Source organism: Pseudomonas sp. CC6-YY-74 (genome assembly GCF_002025205.1).
GTDB classification, from domain to species: Bacteria; Pseudomonadota; Gammaproteobacteria; order Pseudomonadales; family Pseudomonadaceae; genus Aquipseudomonas; species Aquipseudomonas paeninsulae.
This window is the reverse complement of record NZ_CP019947.1, coordinates 1,190,574-1,208,686: the sequence shown is the minus strand read 5'-3', so window position 1 is coordinate 1,208,686 and position 18,113 is coordinate 1,190,574. Positions and strand designations below refer to the sequence as shown.

The following is an 18,113-nucleotide window of genomic DNA, read 5'->3' as shown; positions in this document are numbered from 1 at the left end:
TTGTCACTCTCTCAACCCAGCTGTGGCCTCGGCCGCAGGGCCTTGCACCACAAGTGCATAGCCTCCCCGGCCCGTTGCGGTCGCCGTGTCCACGACCACGACGAACCGCAACAGACCGGGACCCTTTCTGCTGACGAGGTATTCGATGAATAACAGTTTCTGGAAAGCCGGCCATACACCGACACTGTTCGCCGCCTTCCTCTATTTCGACTTGAGCTTCATGGTCTGGTACCTCCTCGGCCCCCTGGCCGTGCAAATTGCTACCGACCTCGATCTGACTGCGCAACAACGCGGCCTGATGGTCGCCACGCCAATCCTGGCAGGCGCCGTGCTGCGCCTGCTCATGGGCTTTCTGGCCGACCGGCTATCGCCCAAGACTGCCGGTTTGCTCGGTCAGGTGGCGGTCATCACGGCCTTGTTCTGCGCCTGGCAAATCGGCATTGAAAGCTACGAGCAAGCCTTGTTGTTCGGCCTGTTCCTCGGCTTTGCCGGTGCCGCCTTTGCCGTCGCCCTGCCGCTGGCCTCGCAGTGGTATCCACCTGAGCACCAGGGCAAAGCCATGGGCATCGCCGGCGCCGGCAACTCCGGCACCGTACTGGCGGCGCTGTTCGCCCCGGGCCTGGCGGCCTTGTTCGGCTGGCAGAACGTGTTCGGCTGGGCGCTGATTCCGTTGCTGGTGACCTTGGTGATCTTTGCCCTGATGGCGAAGAACTCGCCTGAGCGGCCCAAGCCAAAGGCCGCGGCCGACTACCTGCACGCCTTGGGCGACCGCGACAGCTGGTGGTTCATGTTCTTCTACAGCGTCACCTTCGGCGGTTTCATTGGCCTGGCCAGTGCCCTGCCTGGTTATTTCAGCGATCAGTACGGCCTCAATCCAGTCACCGCCGGCTACTATACGGCCGCCTGCGTCTGCGCCGGCAGCCTGATGCGCCCGCTTGGTGGCGCTCTGGCCGACCGCATCGGTGGCATCCGTTCGCTGCTGATGATGTACACCCTGGCCTCGCTGAGCATCGCCGCCGTCGGCTTCAACCTGTCTAGTTCCACCGCAGCGCTGGCCTTGTTCGTCACCGCCATGCTCGGCCTGGGTGCAGGTAATGGTGCGGTGTTCCAGCTGGTGCCACAGCGCTTTCGGCGGGAGATTGGCGTCATGACCGGCTTGATCGGTATGGCCGGCGGCATCGGCGGTTTCCTCCTGGCCGCAGGCCTGGGGGCGATCAAGCAACAGACCGGCGACTATCAGTTGGCCCTGTGGTTTTTTGCCAGCCTCGGTGTACTGGCCTGGTTCGGCCTGTATAGCGTCAAACGCCGTTGGCGCACCACCTGGGGCTCGGCCGCCGTCACCGCGGCAAGAGTGTAGGCTGCTAACGTAGGGCGGGTGCAACCCGCCCTACGGATGAACGAATCAACGGAGGAGTGAGGCAAAGGCGGGGCTGACCGGCAGAGTTGAATCGCACTGGTCAGCAACGAAGGGTGAAGCCGGCAACGGCCAACCCATGCAGCCATGCCCCGGCCCCGCCTTTGCCTCAACCCTTCCTCGCCAGGAACGCCGCCATGGCCCTGCAACTCATCTTCGGCGAAGCCAGCGCTACCGGTCCGCGCCCAGAAAACCAGGACGCCATTCGCGTGGTGACCCCGGCTCCATCCCTGGCGGCGAGCAAGGGTTACCTGTTTGCCCTGGCCGACGGTGTCAGCCAATGCGCCGACGGCGGCCTGGCCGCTCGCGCGACCCTGCAAGCGCTGGCGCTGGACTACTACGCCACCCCGGAAACCTGGGCAGTGGCGCAATCGCTGGATCGTCTACTGGTCGCGCACAATCGCTGGTTACAGGCCAATGGTGGCGGCCAGCCGTTGCTGACCACCCTCACCGCCCTGGTGCTGCGTGGCCGGCGCTTCACCCTGGCGCATGTTGGCGACTGCCGAGCCTATCGCTGGCACGCAGGCCAACTCCAGCGCATCAGCGAAGACCACGTCTGGGAACAACAGGGCATGCAGCATGTGCTCAAACGTGCCATGGGCCTGGACCAACACCTGGTGGTCGACTACCTGGATGGTGAGTTGCGCGAGGGCGAGAGCTTCCTGATGGTCAGCGATGGCGTCTGGGCGACACTCGGCGACCCGGGTATCCAGCGCATCCTGCACGATGAGCGAGACCCTGCCGCCGCGACCCGCGCGCTGGTCAGTGCCGCTCACCTGGCCGGCAGTCAGGACAATGCCAGCGCCTTGCTGGTGAGGGTCGAAGGCCTGCCGGAAAACGCTCTGGCCGATACCCTCGCCCAACTCGAGCATTGGCCCTTGCCGCCGAAACTGCGCGCAGGCCAGGACTTCGAAGGCTGGCAGGTCGAGCGCTTGCTGGCCGAGTCGCGCCAGTCGCTGCTCTACCGCGTACGCGATGGCCAGGCGCGCCGCTGGCTGTTGAAGACGCTGCCCGCCAGCCGCGCCGACGAGCCGCAAGCAGGCCCTGCCCTGCTGCTCGAGGAATGGTTCTTGCGCCGAGTGGCCGGGCGCTACTTCGCCGAAGTCCATCCGCTGCCGCAACGCCAGCACCTGTACTACCTGCAGCGCGAATACGCCGGGCAGACCCTGGCCGAACAGCTGCGCCTGTCCGGCCCTCTCGGCCTGCCCGACTGGCTGGATCTCGCCCCGCGCCTGGTCAGGGCCCTGGGCATGCTGCATCGGCGCAACATTCTGCACCGCGACATCAAGCCGGAAAACCTGTTGTGGGGTGACGACGGCGAACTGCGCGTGCTGGATTTCGGCCTGGCCTACTGCCCCGGTCTGTCTCGCGATGCGCCCAATGACCTGCCTGGCACCCCCAGCTACATTGCTCCGGAGGCCTTTACCGGCGGCGCACCCAGCGCCCAACAAGATCTCTATGCAGCAGGCGTAACCCTCTACCACCTGCTTACCGGCCACTATCCCTATGGCGAGATCGAGGCTTTCCAGCACCCCCGCTTCGGCAGCGCAACGCCAGCCAGCCGCTATCGCCCCGACTTGCCGAACTGGATCGACGAGAGCCTCAGTCGCGCGGTCAGCGCCGAGCCGAAGCAACGCTACGAGACCGCCGAGGAGTGGCTACTGGCTCTGGAACAGGGTGAGCGCCAGTCACTGAGCAGCAGGCCGCGTCCATTGCTCGAACGCGAACCGGTGAAAGTCTGGCGCACCGTGGCCCTGGTGTCCTTACTCGCGAATCTGGCCCTGCTGGTACTGCTGCTGAAGTAAGCCTGCAAACGCACCAGAACGGCGCAACACGCCTTATACAGGTGCGATTAAACGCCAATACGCCAGCAAAAAACTGCTCCGACTCGCTAATATTCAGGCCCTTGCCAAGTTGGCATAAGCCCTGCATTGATATTTGCAAATTTCAATAAAGTGCGTCCTTCAACGGTGAAGAACGCACTTCCCGAGAGAACGGGACTTGGACAAAGGCGTCCTCGCTAGGTGACTAGCGGGACGCCTTTTTTGTTTTCCGGTTATGCGTGACGGTGAGGAACCATGAAAAAACTCAAGCTGGTAATGATCGGTAATGGCATGGCCGGAGTGCGTACCCTCGAAGAGCTGATCAAGCTCGTCCCTGACCTCTACGACATCACGGTGTTCGGCGCCGAACCGCACCCGAACTACAACCGCATCCTGCTTTCCCCGGTATTGGCCGGCGAGCAGACCTTCGAAGAGATCGTGCTCAACGACCTCAGCTGGTACGCGGACAACGGCATCCAGCTACTGCTCGGGCGCAAGGCGGTGAAGATCGACCGCAAGACCCGTGTAGTAGTCGCCGATGACGGCAGCCAGGCCGAATACGACCGCCTGCTGATTGCCACCGGCTCCAACCCGTTTATCCTGCCGATACCGGGCAAGGACCTGCAGGGCGTGATCGGCTACCGCGATATCGCCGACACCCAGATGATGATGGACACCGCCAAGACCCATAAGCATGCAGTGGTCATCGGCGGCGGCCTGCTCGGCCTGGAAGCGGCTAACGGCCTCAAGTTGCGCGGCATGGACGTCACCGTGGTGCATATCGGCGACTGGCTGCTGGAACGCCAGCTCGACGTCACCGCCGGCCGCCTGCTGCAAAAATCCCTGGAAGACCGTGGCCTGAAGTTCCTCCTGCCCAAACACACCGCCGAGCTGTTGGACAACGGCGAGGGCCGGGTCTGCGCGGTCAAATTCAAGGACGGCGAGGTCATCCCCGCCGACCTGGTGGTAATGGCCGCCGGTATCCGCCCCAACAGCGAACTAGCGGAACAATCCGGGATCGCCTGCAACCGCGGCATTCTGGTCAACGACACCCTGCAGACCTATGATCCGCGGGTCTATGCGATCGGCGAATGCGCCAGCCACCGCGGTATCGCCTATGGCCTGGTGGCACCGCTGTTCGAGCAAGCCAAGGTCTGCGCCAACCACCTGGCTCAGCTCGGCTTCTCGCGCTACCAGGGCTCGGTGACTTCGACCAAACTGAAAGTCACCGGCATCGACCTGTTCTCCGCCGGCGAGTTCATGGGCGCCGAAGGCACCGAGACCATCACCCTGTCCGACCCGATCGGCGGCGTGTACAAGAAGCTGGTGATCAAGGACGACGTGCTGGTCGGCGCCTGCCTGTATGGCGACACCGCCGACGGTGGCTGGTACTTCCGCCAGATCCGCGAGAACCACAACGTCAGCGAGATCCGCGATCACCTGATGTTCGGTGAAAACGCCATTGGCGACGCCGGCCACCAGGGCCAGAGCAGCGCCGCCAACATGCCGGACGACATGGAAGTGTGCGGCTGCAACGGCATCTGCAAAGGCACCATCGTCAAAGCCATCCAGGAAAACGGCCTGTTCAGCGTCGACGACGTGAAGAAGCACACCAAAGCCGCCAGCTCCTGCGGCTCCTGTGCCGGCCTGGTCGAGCAGATCCTGATAAATACCGTGGGCGGCGCGGCGGACGTCAAACCGAAGAGCGAGAAAGCCATCTGCGGGTGCAGCGATCTCAACCACGGGCAGATCCGCAAGGCCATCCGCCAAGAGCACCTGACCAGCATCCCGGCCACCATGGCCTTCCTCAACTGGAGCACGCCGAACGGCTGCGCCACCTGCCGCCCAGCGCTGAACTACTACCTGATCTCCACCTGGCCGGGTGAGGCCAAGGACGATCCGCAATCGCGCTTCATCAACGAGCGGGCCCACGCCAACATCCAGAAAGACGGCACCTATTCGGTGGTGCCACGCATGTGGGGCGGCGTGACCAATTCAGCCGAACTGCGGCGCATCGCCGATGTTGCCGACAAGTACAACGTGCCCATGCTCAAGGTCACCGGCGGTCAGCGTATCGACCTGCTGGGGATCAAGAAAGATGACCTGCCAGGCGTGTGGAAGGATCTCGACATGCCGTCCGGTCACGCCTACGGCAAATCCATCCGCACCGTGAAGACCTGCGTCGGCAGCGAATTCTGCCGCTTCGGCACGCAGAACTCGACGCAGATGGGCATCGACCTGGAACACGCGCTGTTCAACATGTGGTCACCGCACAAGGTCAAGCTTGCGGTCTCCGGTTGCCCGCGCAACTGCGCAGAATCCGGCATCAAGGACGTTGGCATCATCGGCGTCGACTCCGGTTGGGAGCTGTATATCGGCGGTAACGGCGGGATCAAGACCGAGGCCGGCGAGTTCTTCGTCAAGCTGAAAACGGCCGAAGACGTCATGGAATACAGCCTGGCGTTCCTCCAGCTCTACCGTGAAGAAGCCTTCTACCTCGAGCGCACCGTGCACTACATGCAGCGCGTCGGCATGGAGCACATCAAGAAGGGCGTGCTGGAAGATGCCGAAAGACGCAAGGCGCTGCACGAGCGCCTGCTGTTCTCGCTGTCCTTTGAGCAGGACCCGTGGCAGGAACAGCTGGCCAAACCGCAACTGAAGAAAGAATTCGAGCGCATCGCCCTGCGCGACCTGGAGATGCACGCATGAGCTGGCTGGATATCTGCGCCCTGGAAGAAATCAACCCGCTGGGCTCGCGCATAGTCGCCGGGCCCAAGGGCAATATCGCCATTTTCCGCACGTCCAACGATGAAGTGTTCGCCCTCGATGACCGCTGCCCGCACAAGGGCGGACCACTGTCCCAGGGCCTGGTCTACGGCAAGCGCGTGGCTTGCCCGCTGCATAACTGGCAGATCGAACTCGACTCCGGCGAAGCGGTGGCGCCAGACGTTGGTTGCGCGCACCGGCATGCAGCCAAGGTCGAGAACGGCCGGGTGCTGCTGACCCTGAATACCGCCACCGAATGTGCCTGAAAGGTCATGTGTAGGCCGCGCCCCGCGCGGCGCGGCCTACACAATTACCGCAGAGAGATGACGCCATGACCCATCCCCATCAGATCACCGCCTCCACCTGCTGCTATTGCGGCGTGGGTTGTGGCGTGCTGATCGAACACGATGACGAGAAGATTCTCGGTGTCCAAGGCGATCCCGAGCACCCGGCCAATTTCGGCAAGCTGTGCAGCAAGGGTTCAACCCTGCACCTGACCGGCGACCTCGATGCCCGCGGCCTCTATCCCGAACTGCGCCTGGGCAAGGGCCTGGCGCGCTCGCGCACGGACTGGGACAGCGCCCTGGATCACGCCGCCAACGTCTTCGCCGAGACCATCCGCGAACATGGCCCGGACAGTGTCGCCTTTTATATCTCCGGGCAACTGCTGACCGAGGACTACTACGCCTTCAACAAATTGGCCCGCGCGCTGGTCGGCACCAACAATATCGACAGCAACTCACGCCTGTGCATGTCCTCCGCGGTGGTCGGCTACAAACGCAGCCTCGGCGCCGATTCGCCGCCGTGCAACTACGAAGACATCGAGCAGAGCGACTGCGTGCTGATCGCCGGCAGCAACATGGCCTACGCCCATCCGGTCCTGTTCCGCCGCTTGGAAGAAGCCAAGGCCAAGCGCCCGGACATGCGCGTGATCGTCATCGACCCGCGGCGCACCGACACCTGCGAACTGGCCGACCTGCACCTGGCGATCCAGCCGGGCAGCGACGTCGCCCTGTTCCACGGCATCCTGCATATCCTTATGTGGGAAGGCTGGATCGACCGCGCCTTTATCGATGCCCACACCCTGGGTTTCGACGCATTGAAGACCCTGGTGCGCGACTACAGCCCACAGATGGTCAGCGAGCTGTGCGGCATCAGCCAACAAGACCTGCAACAGTGCGCACGGATGATCGGCAGCGCGCCGAGCTTCCTCTCACTCTGGTGCATGGGCCTTAACCAGTCGAGCAGCGGCAGCGCGAAGAACAGCGCCCTGATCAACCTGCACCTGGCCACCGGCCAGATCGGCAAGCCCGGCGCGGGCCCCTTCTCCCTTACCGGCCAACCGAATGCCATGGGCGGCCGCGAAACCGGCAGCCTGTCCAACCTGCTGCCAGGCCATCGCGATGCCGCCAACGCCAAGCACCGCGCCGAGGTCGCTGACTACTGGGGCAGCGACGCCCTGCCGGAAAGCACCGGGCTGACCGCCATCGAGCTGTTCGAGGCGGTGCGGGTCGGCAAGGTCAAAGCCTTGTGGATCGCCTGCACCAATCCGGCGCAGTCCATGCCGGATCAAAACAAGGTGCATGAAGCCCTCGCCGCCTGTCCTTTTGTCGTTGTGCAAGAAGCGTTCTTCACCACCGAGACCTGCCACTACGCCGACCTGCTGCTGCCCGCCGCCAGCTGGGGCGAGAAGGAAGGCACGGTGACCAACTCCGAGCGCCGCGTCAGCCATGTGCGCCGCGCCGTGCCCGCGCCCTTCGAGGCGCGGCCGGATTGGGCGATCACCTCGGATTTCGCCCGCCGTTTGGAAAAGCTGCTCCGCCCCGGCCTGCCCAGCCTGTTTGCCCTCGATAGCAGCGAAGCGCTGTTCGAGGAATACAAATACCTGACCCAGCATCGCGACCTCGACCTCAGCGGTCTGAGCTACGCCATCCTCGACAACCAAGGCCCCCAGCAATGGCCGTTCCCGGCCGGTGCAACCCAGGGAACGGCGCGCCTGTACGGCGACGGCCGGTTCCCCACCGAGAATGGCCGTGCGCGCTTCCATGCCGACCCCTACCGCGCGCCCAAGGAACAACGCGACGCGCGTTTCCCGCTGGCCCTCAATACCGGCCGCCTGCGCGATCAGTGGCACGGCATGAGCCGCACCGGCACTGCTGCCCGCCTGTTCGGCCATGTCGAGGAGGCAGTGCTCAGCCTGCATCCGGATGAACTGCGCCGCCTGCGCCTGCAAGCCGGCGACCTGGTCAAGGTGCGCAGCCGCCGCGGCAGCCTGATCGTACCGGTCCAGGCCGACGAGGCGGTTCGCTCCGGCCAGGCCTACCTGCCCATGCACTGGGGCAACCGCTTTCTCAAGGGGTTGGGCACCAACGTACTGACCCTGCCGGCCTACGACCCGCTGTCCAAGCAGCCCGAACTCAAGCACGCCGGCATCCAGGTGGAAAAGGTCGATCTGCCCTGGCAGTTGTTCGCCCTGGTCGAGGGTGACGTACAGAAGCGCTTCGAGGCATTGCGTCCGCTGTTCGAGTCCTTTGCCTACGCCAACCTCAGCCTCACTGGCCGCGAACGCCCGGCCCTGGTCATCCGTGCGGCAAGCGCGGTAGCCCCCGAGGCCGAACTGCTGACCCAGATCGATCAATTGCTGGGCCTGCACGAAGGGCCGGTACTGGCCTACGACGACCCACGCCGGGCAGTGGGCAAGCGCGTACGCATCGAGGACGGCCGCATCATCGCCATCCGCCTGGCCGGTGAGACCGCGGCCCGCGACTGGCTGAAGAGCCTGTGGAGCGAAGGCCAGGCCGATGCCGACCTGCGCCGCTGGCTACTGGCGCCGCTGTCCACCCCGCCGGGTGCGGCTGCGGGCAAGAAACCCAGCAAGACCCTGTGCAACTGCCTGAACGTCAGTGAAGCCGCAGTCTGCGCTGGAATCGCCCGCGGCCTCGACATCGACGGACTGAAGCAGGAACTGGAATGCGGAACCAGTTGCGGTTCTTGCGTACCGGAAATCAAACGGCTATTGGCCACCCAGCCTGTAGTGCTGAATGCATAACCCTAGGGTGGAAGGCCACCCCGTGGAAATCCGCGAAGTGTTTACTGCCAAGGCAACTACCACGGTGGGGAACGCTTCGCGGTTACCCGCCCTACGACGAGGATTTTGATATGAGCGCAAAAGTCTGGCTGGTAGGTGCAGGCCCGGGTGACCCGGATCTGTTGACGCTCAAGGCAGTGAAAGCCTTGCGTCAGGCTGAGATCGTGATGATCGACGATCTGGTCAACCCGGCGGTGCTGGAACACTGCCCAAGCGCACGCATAGTCCAAGTGGGCAAGCGCGGCGGCTGCCGCTCGACACCGCAAGCCTTTATCCATCGCCTGATGCTGCGCTATGCGCGCCAGGGCAAGTGCGTGGTACGCCTGAAGGGCGGTGATCCGTGCATCTTCGGCCGCGGCAGCGAAGAGCTCGACTGGTTGCAGCAGCACGGTATCGAAGTGGAGATGGTCAATGGCATCACCGCTGGCCTGGCTGGCGCCACCAACTGTGGCATTCCCCTGACCCTGCGCGGTGTTGCCCGCGGCGTGACCCTGGTTACAGCCCACACCCAGGACGACAGCACGCTGAACTGGCAAGCCCTGGCCCAGGGTGGCACCACCCTGGTGGTGTATATGGGCGTGGCCAAGCTGGCGGACATCCGCGATAGCCTACTGGCGGGCGGCATGTGCGCCGACATGCCGGTGGCGATGATCGAAAATGCCTCACTGCCACACCAGCGCGAATGTCGCAGCTCACTGGCGGCGATGCAGCAAGACGCCCTGGCTTTCCAGCTGAAAAGCCCGGCGATCCTGGTGATTGGCGAAGTCGCAGCCGGACATCAAGCACAAACCATGGCCGCGACTGCCTGACCCCTGCGGAGTTGTTCGTGCCCGGCCTGCTCCGGGCTTTTTTATAGACAAAGAAAAACCCGGCCGAAGCCGGGTTTTTCCTAGCAGCTAAGACCCGTTACTGGACTTGAGCTTCTACTTGAGCTTCAACGCGACGGTTGATGGCACGGCCCGACTCAGTTGCGTTGTCGGCAACCGGCTGAGTTTCGCCATAACCAGCGGCATTTACGCGCTGACCTTCAACACCGTACTGGTTGACCAGAACTTCACGCACAGCGCTCGCACGCTTTTCGGACAACTTCTGGTTGTAGGTATCAGTACCGACGGAGTCAGTGTGACCTTCAACAGTGGTGTTGGTCTGCGGGTACTGATTCATGAAATCAGCCAGGTTCTTGATATCGCCATAGCTTTCTTCTTTGACTTGAGCCTTGTCGAAGTCGAATTTCACGTCCAGTTCAACGCGCACAACCTGGGCTGGCTCTTCAACAACCGGAGCCGGCTCTGCCATCGGCTCTGGAGCGGCTTCTGCAACCTGGACAGGCTTGCTGCCACCACCGAAGTTCATGCCAACGCCGATGCTTGGAGCCCACTCGGTGTCGCCCTGGTCGATGTTGTACTGAGCTTCAACGCCAGCACGAGCATAGAGATTCTCGGTGATGAAGTACTTGGCACCGCCGCCAATGTTGGCAAAGGTGGAGCCGTTACGACCGCCGCGACCACTTTGACCGATGCTCTGATCCGAGAAACCGGCAGAGACGTAAGGACGCAGCGCGTCACCGGTATTGTTGAAGTGGTACAAAGCATCAAGGGCGGTATTCGAGCCTTTGATGTTACGACCGTCTTCGCCACGAGCGTTGTGTACTTCGTCATAGCCCAGACGCAATTCAACGTCGTCGGTCAGGTAGTAACCGATGCTGCCGCCGAACAGATTGCCGTTGTTCTTGAAGTCACGGGCGCTGTCGAACATTTCCTTCTTAGCAAAACCCTCCACTTCGACCGCGCCTTGGCCCTGCGCCAGAACGCTAAGGGAAGAACTAGCGAGCATCGAGCCGATGACAACGCCTAAAGTGTTTTTAAATTTCATCCGTAAATCCCCATCATTGGTGGCCAGTAAGTTGTCTGACAAACAAGACAACCAAGGAGCGATTCTAACAGAATCGCTCCGGATGTTAGAGCGTCCTACATATATTTAAGTTTCAAGATTGCCTGAAAATTTTTCTCGCAGCCGGTCGAGGGCGCGCTTGTAGCGCATTTTAGTGGCGCTCAGACCCATGTGCATGATGTCGGCAATCTCTTGAAACTCCAGCTCTGCGACAAAACGCAGAACCAGGATTTCCCGGTCAATTGGGTTGACATGCACAAGCCAGCGATCCAGCCCCCCACGGCTCTCAACTGTAGGCATCTTTTCTTCAGATGCCTCTTCCAATGGATCCAGACTTAATGCATCCACTAGGCGACGTTTGCGCCGTTCTTTACGGTACTGGGTAATACACTCGTTATAGGTAATGCTGTACAGCCAGGTTTTAAACTTCGATTTACCTTCGAAATTCTTCAAACCATAAAGAACCTTGAGCATAACCTCTTGACAAACATCATCGGCGTCACGCTCGCTCCCCAGATAACGTGCGCATACGTTAAACAATGTGCGCTGGTAACGACGCATCAGCTCTTCATAAGCACGGGTAACGTGAAAAAGCTCGCCATGCGCGCGCGCAACGAGTTCCTCATCGGAGAGTTCGCGGGGGTCATAGCGCAAGGACATCGGTTGGGCTTTATTCAAAACAAGTCAGGCCGACAGTCGGGACGGAGGCTGCCAACGCCTAATGCATCAGGCGCTGGGTTGGCGGCATACTTTAGCAGGATTGGCGCGTTAGCGACTGCTTACCCGCTGCTCGAGCAGGGTGCGATTAGCCACCGAGACCAACTCGCCCGCGTCGGTTAGCAGGATAGTCTTGACCGTGCCAATTTCCTCGATCTGCCCTTCGACCTCACCAACCTGAACTTGTTGCCCTACCTGGTACAACTCGCGCACATAAATTCCGGCCAGGATCTGTCCGGCAATTTCCCGGCTACCCAAGCCCAGCGCCAGAGCGGCAGCCAGCCCCACCGAAATCAACACGATGGCAATGACGTTGTTCAGCAGGTCGGTTTTGATCTCCAACTGGCCGATGGCCACCGAAATACTGATGATGATCACCAGACCCTGGCCAATGCGGGCCAGGCCATGGGCATAATCCAGGCCTACGCCCTCGGCGGCACCGCGCACCACGCCACTGACCAATTGCGCCAACAGCACGCCAGCGACCAGCACCAGTGCTGCACCAAATACCTTGGGCAGATAGGACGCCAGCACATCGAGCGTGGCCGATACTCGTTCCAGACCGAGCGATTCCGCCGCCGAGACGAGAAAAATCAACAGTACGAACCAGTAGATGATCTTGCCTATGAAGGTCGAAACCGGCACCTGGATACCGGCGCGGCTCAGTAGTTTGGTCAGCCCGGTACCCGCCATCAGACGATCCAGACCGATCTTGCCGAGCAGCTTCGACAGCAAGGTATCGAGCAGCTTGGCCACGACAAAGCCGAGCAGCACCAGGATCAACGCCACGAACAGATTCGGGATAAACACGGCGACTTTGGTCCAGAGCGCAGTCATCGCGGTTACCAGGCTTTGAGTCCAGGGATCTAGTTCCATTTCAGTCAGCCTTATTAGTAGAAGCAGAATTGGTAGACGCGCTAGAGTCGCGACGGGTAACCGGTGCGACATGGGCCGAGCCGCTATTCAGGGCGATCATCAAGGCGCCGAGCCAATGGCCCATGAGCGCGAACAGATCACCCGCGCCGACCTGGCGATTGGCAGTCTTCAATACGCGATGCAGACAAGCGTCGTCGTCGTGATCGGACGCGCCGGACTTGAGCATATCGCGCAGGGATTCTTCAAATGGATCGGGCATGACGCACCTCACAGGACGTCTCGGCTAGACGAGACCAACTCGGGGCAAGTCACATCAGGCCCAGCGCAAACGGCGTAGCAGCCACCACTGAGCAAGGGCGACAACCAGCATGATCAAGCAGGCGATAAGGAAGCCATAGGCGTTCTCAGAGCCGGGGATGCCGCCAACATTGATGCCCAGCAGACCGGTAAGGAAGCTCATCGGCAGGAACACCCCGGTGATGATGGCAAAGCGGTACATGATGCGGTTCATCCGCTGATCCATACGGCGGTTTTCCGCCTCCAGCAGCAGACTGACTCGTTCACGGCTGAGTTCCAGCTCTTCCAGGTAGCGGGTCAGACGGTTGTGCAGTTCGTTCCAATAACCAGGGTCGTCGACAAGGAACCAGATCTGTTGCTTGCGCGTCAGCTGCGCGTAGATTTCACTCTGTGGCGCGAGAAAGCGGCGCAGGCTGGCAGCGCGCCGCCGCACTTGCAGCAACTGCGCGTGATCCGGTACCGCGTGCTCATCGGCATCGACCAGTTCCTCCTGCTCGTCGACCCGCTCGGACAAGTCGGCGACCAGGGCGTCGACCTTGTCCGTCAGGTAATCCGCCAGGGTCAGGATCAGCTCTGACGAGGTTTTCGGTCCGCGCCCGACCGCAAGGTCGGCGATCACGTCCTCGGTCGCGCGCAACGGTCGCAGGCGCAGAGAAATGACCCGGCGGGCAGCGGCGAAGATGCGTACTGACACCATGTCCTCCGGCTCCGCGCCTGGGTTGAGATTGATCCCACGGAGAAACAGCAACAACTCGTCATCAGGCAGTGCCAGCAAGCGTGGCCGGGTGTTCTCCTCCAGCAGCAGATCGCAGGCGAATTCGCTCAAGCCGCTTTCGCCGCGCAGCCAGTGCTGGGTCTGCGAGTGACTGCGATCCCAGTGCAGCCACAGGCTTTCCTGCTCGGCCAGTTCGAGGCCGGCCAGTTGCCCCTGGGTTATCGCACGCGCTCCGCCTGCGCCATCCAGGACAAAAGCATGCACCAAGCCCCATTGCGCGTTGTCTTCCTCGTGCATGCCTACTCCTGGCATCACTTATTCCGGCATTTTCAGTGCAGCGGGCGAAATGATGATGCCGTTGTTGTCGGCATACAGGTACTCGCCCGGGCGGAAAGTCACACCAGCAAAGGTCACCGCCACATTTAGGTCGCCGATACCGCGCTTGTCGGTCTTCATCGGATGGCTGGCCAACGCCTGTATACCGAGGTCGGTCTGCGCCAAGACATCCACATCGCGTACACAGCCATAGATCACCAGGCCTTCCCAGCCATTCTTCGCGGCTTTTTCCGCGAGCATGTCGCCAAGGAGAGCGCGGCGCATGGAGGCGCCACCGTCGACCACCATCACCTTGCCCTTGCCTGGCTGCTCGACCTGCTCCTTGACCAGCGAGTTGTCTTCAAAGCACTTGATGGTGACAATCTCGCCGCCGAAGGAATCGCGGCCGCCGAAATTGCTGAACATCGGCTCGACGACCTGCACCAACTCCGGGTAGGCGTCACACAAATCTGGGGTGATGTAATGCATGGGAAAACTCCTGGTTAACTAGACAGTGAAAATCAGTTCGATGCCGGCACGATCAGCGCATACGTCACAGGCAGTGGCACCAGGCCCGCCAGCACCTGACTTATGCCAGTGGCCCCGCGCAAGGGTGCCCTCATGTGGATAGCAGTTCTCCCGAGCGACGAGCAACGCAACTGCGCCAAGCCCAGAAAACCACCGAGCAACCACTTGGCAGCATATTAGCGGGTATCACTGCGCAGGCGAAACGCCCTCTCCCTGCTCAAGCGCGGCCCTTTTGATATCCCGAGCCTTGCCCAGCCAACCCGCCACCAGCGGCCATACCTCGCGTTGCGCCTCTTTGCTGACCAGCATCTCGACATGGCCAAAATCGCTGGCGAAACCGTTTTCCTTACCCAGACAAAGAAACTCGTTGAGCGGTGAACCGAACTGCTCGAGCAACTTGCGGCAGGCCCACGGCGGATCCTGCCGGTCACCCGCTGCCGCTACCGCCAATACCGGAACCCGCACCTCGGCCAGGCCGGCCCACCAATCACGTTCGGCATCGCCAAAGCGGCCAAACAGACCATGCCAGCGCAAACTCTCCAAAGCCAGACCAATCGGCTCATCTTCCGGCCCGCGCTTGAGCCGGCTGCCGGACAATACGGAAAAACGCTTGAGCAGCAAGCGCCCGCCCCACTCCACCGGCGGTACTTTCAGCGGCCAGTAGGTGCGACTGATCTGACTGCCGAATAACGCCGCCGACGCCACTCGGTCCTGGTCAAGATGATGCCCGCCCAGCGCACCGGCCAAGGTGATGCCGCCCAGCGAGTGCCCCAGCCAATGGGCCGGTTGTGGATTCTGCTCATGGACGAAGTCGGCAATCGCCGGCAAGTCGTAGCGCACGTAGTCGCTGACGCGGTTGTGCCTGTAACCCTTGTTGCGCGGTGACAGCCCATGCCCGCGCATTTCGGCGATCCATACATCGAAGCCGGCACGCGCCAGGTGAGGACCGAGACCAAGCCCCTTGGGTGAATACCAGAAGCGTCGATTGGAAAAACTGCCAGGCAACAGGATCACCGGCACGCCGCGCTCGGTCGCGTGGCCGGCCACGCCCAAACGGGTGAGGGCCAGCTCGACGCTGGCGTCGGGGCTGTTGCCGGGCTTGAGGCGATAGACATCCTCACTCAAGTCGAAACGAAATTCCGCGCTGATCAAGGCGACGGGGAAAAGCTGACTGCTACTTTGCATCTTCGCTCTGGCACAAAAAAGGGCAGGATTAACCTGCCCTTGAATCAAAAGGTTAACGGTAAATCAGGATGGCTGGGCTTCCGCCAGGAAGAACCAGGTATCCAATACCGAGTCTGGGTTAAGCGACACACTTTCGATGCCCTGTTCCATCAGCCACTTGGCCAGATCCGGGTGATCGGATGGACCCTGACCACAGATGCCGACGTACTTGCCGGCCTTGTTGCAGGCCTGAATGGCATTGGACAGCAGCTTCTTGACCGCCGGATTACGTTCATCGAACAGGTGCGCAACGATGCCGGAATCGCGGTCCAGGCCCAGGGTCAACTGGGTCAGGTCGTTGGAACCAATCGAGAAGCCGTCGAAAAACTCGAGGAACTCTTCAGCCAGAATCGCGTTGGACGGCAGTTCGCACATCATGATGATGCGCAGCCCGTTCTCGCCGCGCTTGAGGCCATTGCTGGCCAGCAGGTCGATCACCTGGCTGGCTTCGCCCAGGGTGCGCACGAAAGGCACCATGATCTCGACGTTAGTCAGGCCCATCTCGTTGCGCACCTTCTTCATCGCCCGGCATTCCAGCTCGAAGCAATCGCGGAAGGACTCGCTGATATACCGCGAGGCGCCACGGAAGCCGAGCATCGGATTTTCTTCTTCCGGCTCGTAGAGCTTGCCGCCGATCAGGTTGGCGTATTCGTTGGACTTGAAGTCGGACAGACGCACGATGACCTTCTTCGGCCAGAACGCCGCAGCCAGGGTGCTGATACCTTCGACCAGCTTCTCGACATAGAAATTGACTGGATCATCGTAACCGGCAATACGCTTCTCGACGCTGTCCTTGATTTCCGGCGGCAGGCCGGCGAAGTTCAGCAGCGCTTTCGGGTGTACACCGATCATCCGGTTGATGATGAATTCCAGACGCGCCAGGCCCACGCCGGCGTTCGGCAGCTGGGCAAAATCGAAGGCGCGATCAGGGTTGCCGACGTTCATCATGATCTTGAACGGCAGGTCGGGCATGGCATCTACGGAGTTTGTGCGGATATCGAAGCCCAGCTCGCCCTCGAAGATGAATCCGGTGTCGCCCTCGGCGCAGGAAACCGTCACACCCATGCCGTCTTTCAGCACCTGGGTGGCATTGCCACAGCCAACCACCGCCGGAACACCCAGCTCACGGGCGATGATCGCCGCGTGGCAGGTGCGCCCGCCACGGTTGGTGACGATGGCACTGGCACGCTTCATCACCGGTTCCCAATCCGGGTCGGTCATGTCGGAAACCAGCACGTCGCCTGGCTGGACCTTGTCCATTTCGGAGATGTCATTGATTACCCGCACCTTGCCTGCGCCGATCTTCTGCCCGATCGCCCGGCCCTCGACCAACACGGTGCCGGTTTCCTTGAGCAGGTAGCGCTCCATCACATTGATATTGGTGCGGCTTCTCACCGTTTCCGGACGGGCCTGGACGACGTATAGCTTGCCGTCATCGCCGTCCTTGGCCCATTCGATGTCCATCGGCCGGCCGTAGTGCTTCTCGATGATCAAGGCTTGCCTGGCCAGCTCGCTGACCTCGGCATCGCTCAGACAAAACCGTGCACGATCAGCACAGTCGACATCGACCACCTTGACCGACTTGCCGGCCTTGGCTTCATCGCCGTAAATCATCTTGATTGCCTTGCTGCCCAGATTGCGGCGCAGGATCGCCGGACGCCCGGCCTCAAGAGTCTGCTTGTGCACATAGAATTCGTCGGGATTGACCGCCCCCTGCACCACTGTCTCGCCGAGACCGTAAGCGCCGGTGATGAACACCACATCGCGAAAACCCGACTCGGTGTCGAGGGTGAACATGACCCCCGCGGTGCCGGTTTCCGAGCGCACCATGCGCTGCACGCCGGCAGACAGGGCCACCAGCTTGTGGTCGAAGCCTTGATGGACGCGGTAGGAAATGGCGCGGTCATTGAACAGTGAAGCGAACACTTCCTTGGCCGCACGGATCACGTTGTCCACGCCGCGAATATTCAAGAAGGTCTCTTGCTGGCCGGCGAAGGAAGCATCTGGCAGGTCTTCCGCGGTGGCCGAAGAACGCACAGCTACGGCCATATGCTCGTTGCCTTCGGACATAGCGGCGAAGGCCTTGCGGATCTCAGAATTGAGCTTCTCCGGGAAGGGTGCATCCATCACCCACTGACGAATTTGCGCACCGGTCTTGGCCAGAGCATTGACATCGTCAACATCCAAGGCATCCAGCGCCGCATGGATCTGCGCATTCAGGCCGCTCTGCTCGAGAAAGTCGCGGTAGGCCTGAGCGGTAGTAGCGAAACCACCGGGAACCGATACACCGGCGCCAGCAAGGTTGCTGATCATCTCGCCCAGGGAGGCGTTCTTGCCCCCTACGTGCTCAACATCGTGATTGCCGAGCTTATCGAGGGAAACTACGTACTCTACCAAGGTGATCTCTCCACTAATGGTGTTGGAAAAGCTCAAGGGGCTGGAAAATTCGGCGGAGCATGT

Annotated in this window: 14 protein-coding genes; 6 read left to right on the top strand and 8 right to left on the bottom strand. The window is 61.5% G+C overall.

The window, feature by feature from the left end:
• Window positions 1-145: 145 nt before the first annotated feature.
• The 6 genes from B2D37_RS05645 (at window position 146) to cobA (ending at window position 9,900) form a co-directional block, all read left to right on the top strand.
• Window positions 146-1,357 carry a NarK/NasA family nitrate transporter gene (locus tag B2D37_RS05645; protein WP_079201801.1) on the top strand — a complete coding sequence of 404 codons (1,212 nt, stop codon included), beginning with the start codon at window positions 146-148 and terminating at the stop codon, window positions 1,355-1,357.
• 194 nt (window positions 1,358-1,551) lie between these two features.
• Complete coding sequence (locus B2D37_RS05640; RefSeq protein WP_079201800.1) at window positions 1,552-3,219, top strand: bifunctional protein-serine/threonine kinase/phosphatase; 1,668 nt, start codon at window positions 1,552-1,554, stop codon at window positions 3,217-3,219.
• Window positions 3,220-3,492: 273 nt separating this feature from the next.
• Complete coding sequence (gene nirB / locus B2D37_RS05635) at window positions 3,493-5,946, top strand: nitrite reductase large subunit NirB (protein ID WP_079201799.1); 2,454 nt, start codon at window positions 3,493-3,495, stop codon at window positions 5,944-5,946.
• Complete coding sequence (gene nirD / locus B2D37_RS05630) at window positions 5,943-6,269, top strand: nitrite reductase small subunit NirD (RefSeq protein WP_079201798.1); 327 nt, start codon at window positions 5,943-5,945, stop codon at window positions 6,267-6,269. Before nirB ends, nirD begins: the two co-directional genes overlap by 4 nt.
• 65 nt (window positions 6,270-6,334) lie before the next feature.
• Window positions 6,335-9,052 (top strand): nitrate reductase, encoded by a 2,718-nt coding sequence (locus B2D37_RS05625; protein ID WP_079201797.1) that lies wholly within the window; start codon window positions 6,335-6,337, stop codon window positions 9,050-9,052.
• A 110-nt stretch (window positions 9,053-9,162) separates the two neighbouring features.
• Complete coding sequence (cobA, locus tag B2D37_RS05620) at window positions 9,163-9,900, top strand: uroporphyrinogen-III C-methyltransferase (protein WP_079201796.1); 738 nt, start codon at window positions 9,163-9,165, stop codon at window positions 9,898-9,900.
• Window positions 9,901-9,997: 97 nt separating this feature from the next.
• Here the strand turns inward: cobA and B2D37_RS05615 are convergent, their stop codons facing one another.
• The 8 genes from B2D37_RS05615 to ppsA all read right to left on the bottom strand — a co-directional run bounded on the left by B2D37_RS05615 (window position 9,998) and on the right by ppsA (window position 18,050).
• Window positions 9,998-10,963 carry an OmpA family protein gene (locus B2D37_RS05615; RefSeq protein WP_079201795.1) on the bottom strand — a complete coding sequence of 322 codons (966 nt, stop codon included), beginning with the start codon at window positions 10,961-10,963 and terminating at the stop codon, window positions 9,998-10,000.
• Between the two features lie 105 nt (window positions 10,964-11,068).
• Window positions 11,069-11,659, bottom strand: coding sequence for an RNA polymerase sigma factor SigX (sigX, locus tag B2D37_RS05610; protein WP_079201794.1), 591 nt, complete (start codon window positions 11,657-11,659; stop codon window positions 11,069-11,071).
• Between the two features lie 90 nt (window positions 11,660-11,749).
• The gene (locus B2D37_RS05605) at window positions 11,750-12,574 is read right to left on the bottom strand and encodes a mechanosensitive ion channel domain-containing protein (protein WP_079201793.1); all 825 of its coding nucleotides are present in this window, start codon (window positions 12,572-12,574) and stop codon (window positions 11,750-11,752) included.
• A gap of 1 nt (window position 12,575) precedes the next feature.
• Entirely contained in the window at window positions 12,576-12,833 is a 258-nt protein-coding gene (locus tag B2D37_RS05600) for a CrfX protein (protein WP_079201792.1), read from the bottom strand.
• A 54-nt stretch (window positions 12,834-12,887) separates the two neighbouring features.
• Window positions 12,888-13,883 (bottom strand): zinc transporter ZntB, encoded by a 996-nt coding sequence (locus tag B2D37_RS05595; protein WP_079201791.1) that lies wholly within the window; start codon window positions 13,881-13,883, stop codon window positions 12,888-12,890.
• An 18-nt stretch (window positions 13,884-13,901) separates the two neighbouring features.
• The gene (gene rraA / locus B2D37_RS05590) at window positions 13,902-14,390 is read right to left on the bottom strand and encodes a ribonuclease E activity regulator RraA (protein WP_079201790.1); all 489 of its coding nucleotides are present in this window, start codon (window positions 14,388-14,390) and stop codon (window positions 13,902-13,904) included.
• 225 nt (window positions 14,391-14,615) lie between these two features.
• Entirely contained in the window at window positions 14,616-15,614 is a 999-nt protein-coding gene (locus B2D37_RS05585) for an alpha/beta fold hydrolase (RefSeq protein ID WP_079201789.1), read from the bottom strand.
• 63 nt (window positions 15,615-15,677) lie between these two features.
• Window positions 15,678-18,050, bottom strand: coding sequence for a phosphoenolpyruvate synthase (gene ppsA / locus B2D37_RS05580; RefSeq protein ID WP_079201788.1), 2,373 nt, complete (start codon window positions 18,048-18,050; stop codon window positions 15,678-15,680).
• Between the last annotated feature and the right edge of the window lie 63 nt (window positions 18,051-18,113).

Excerpts from the sequence above, each read along its gene's own strand:
- B2D37_RS05645 (WP_079201801.1), top strand. The coding sequence starts at position 146 with ATGAATAACAGTTTCTGGAAAGCCGGCCATACACCGACACTGTTCGCC.
- B2D37_RS05640 (WP_079201800.1), top strand. The coding sequence starts at position 1,552 with ATGGCCCTGCAACTCATCTTCGGCGAAGCCAGCGCTACCGGTCCGCGC.
- nirB (WP_079201799.1), top strand. The coding sequence starts at position 3,493 with ATGAAAAAACTCAAGCTGGTAATGATCGGTAATGGCATGGCCGGAGTG.
- nirD (WP_079201798.1), top strand. The coding sequence starts at position 5,943 with ATGAGCTGGCTGGATATCTGCGCCCTGGAAGAAATCAACCCGCTGGGC.
- B2D37_RS05625 (WP_079201797.1), top strand. The coding sequence starts at position 6,335 with ATGACCCATCCCCATCAGATCACCGCCTCCACCTGCTGCTATTGCGGC.
- cobA (WP_079201796.1), top strand. The coding sequence starts at position 9,163 with ATGAGCGCAAAAGTCTGGCTGGTAGGTGCAGGCCCGGGTGACCCGGAT.
- B2D37_RS05615 (WP_079201795.1), bottom strand. The coding sequence starts at position 10,963 with ATGAAATTTAAAAACACTTTAGGCGTTGTCATCGGCTCGATGCTCGCT.
- B2D37_RS05605 (WP_079201793.1), bottom strand. The coding sequence starts at position 12,574 with ATGGAACTAGATCCCTGGACTCAAAGCCTGGTAACCGCGATGACTGCG.
- B2D37_RS05600 (WP_079201792.1), bottom strand. The coding sequence starts at position 12,833 with ATGCCCGATCCATTTGAAGAATCCCTGCGCGATATGCTCAAGTCCGGC.
- B2D37_RS05595 (WP_079201791.1), bottom strand. The coding sequence starts at position 13,883 with ATGCACGAGGAAGACAACGCGCAATGGGGCTTGGTGCATGCTTTTGTC.
- rraA (WP_079201790.1), bottom strand. The coding sequence starts at position 14,390 with ATGCATTACATCACCCCAGATTTGTGTGACGCCTACCCGGAGTTGGTG.
- B2D37_RS05585 (WP_079201789.1), bottom strand. The coding sequence starts at position 15,614 with ATGCAAAGTAGCAGTCAGCTTTTCCCCGTCGCCTTGATCAGCGCGGAA.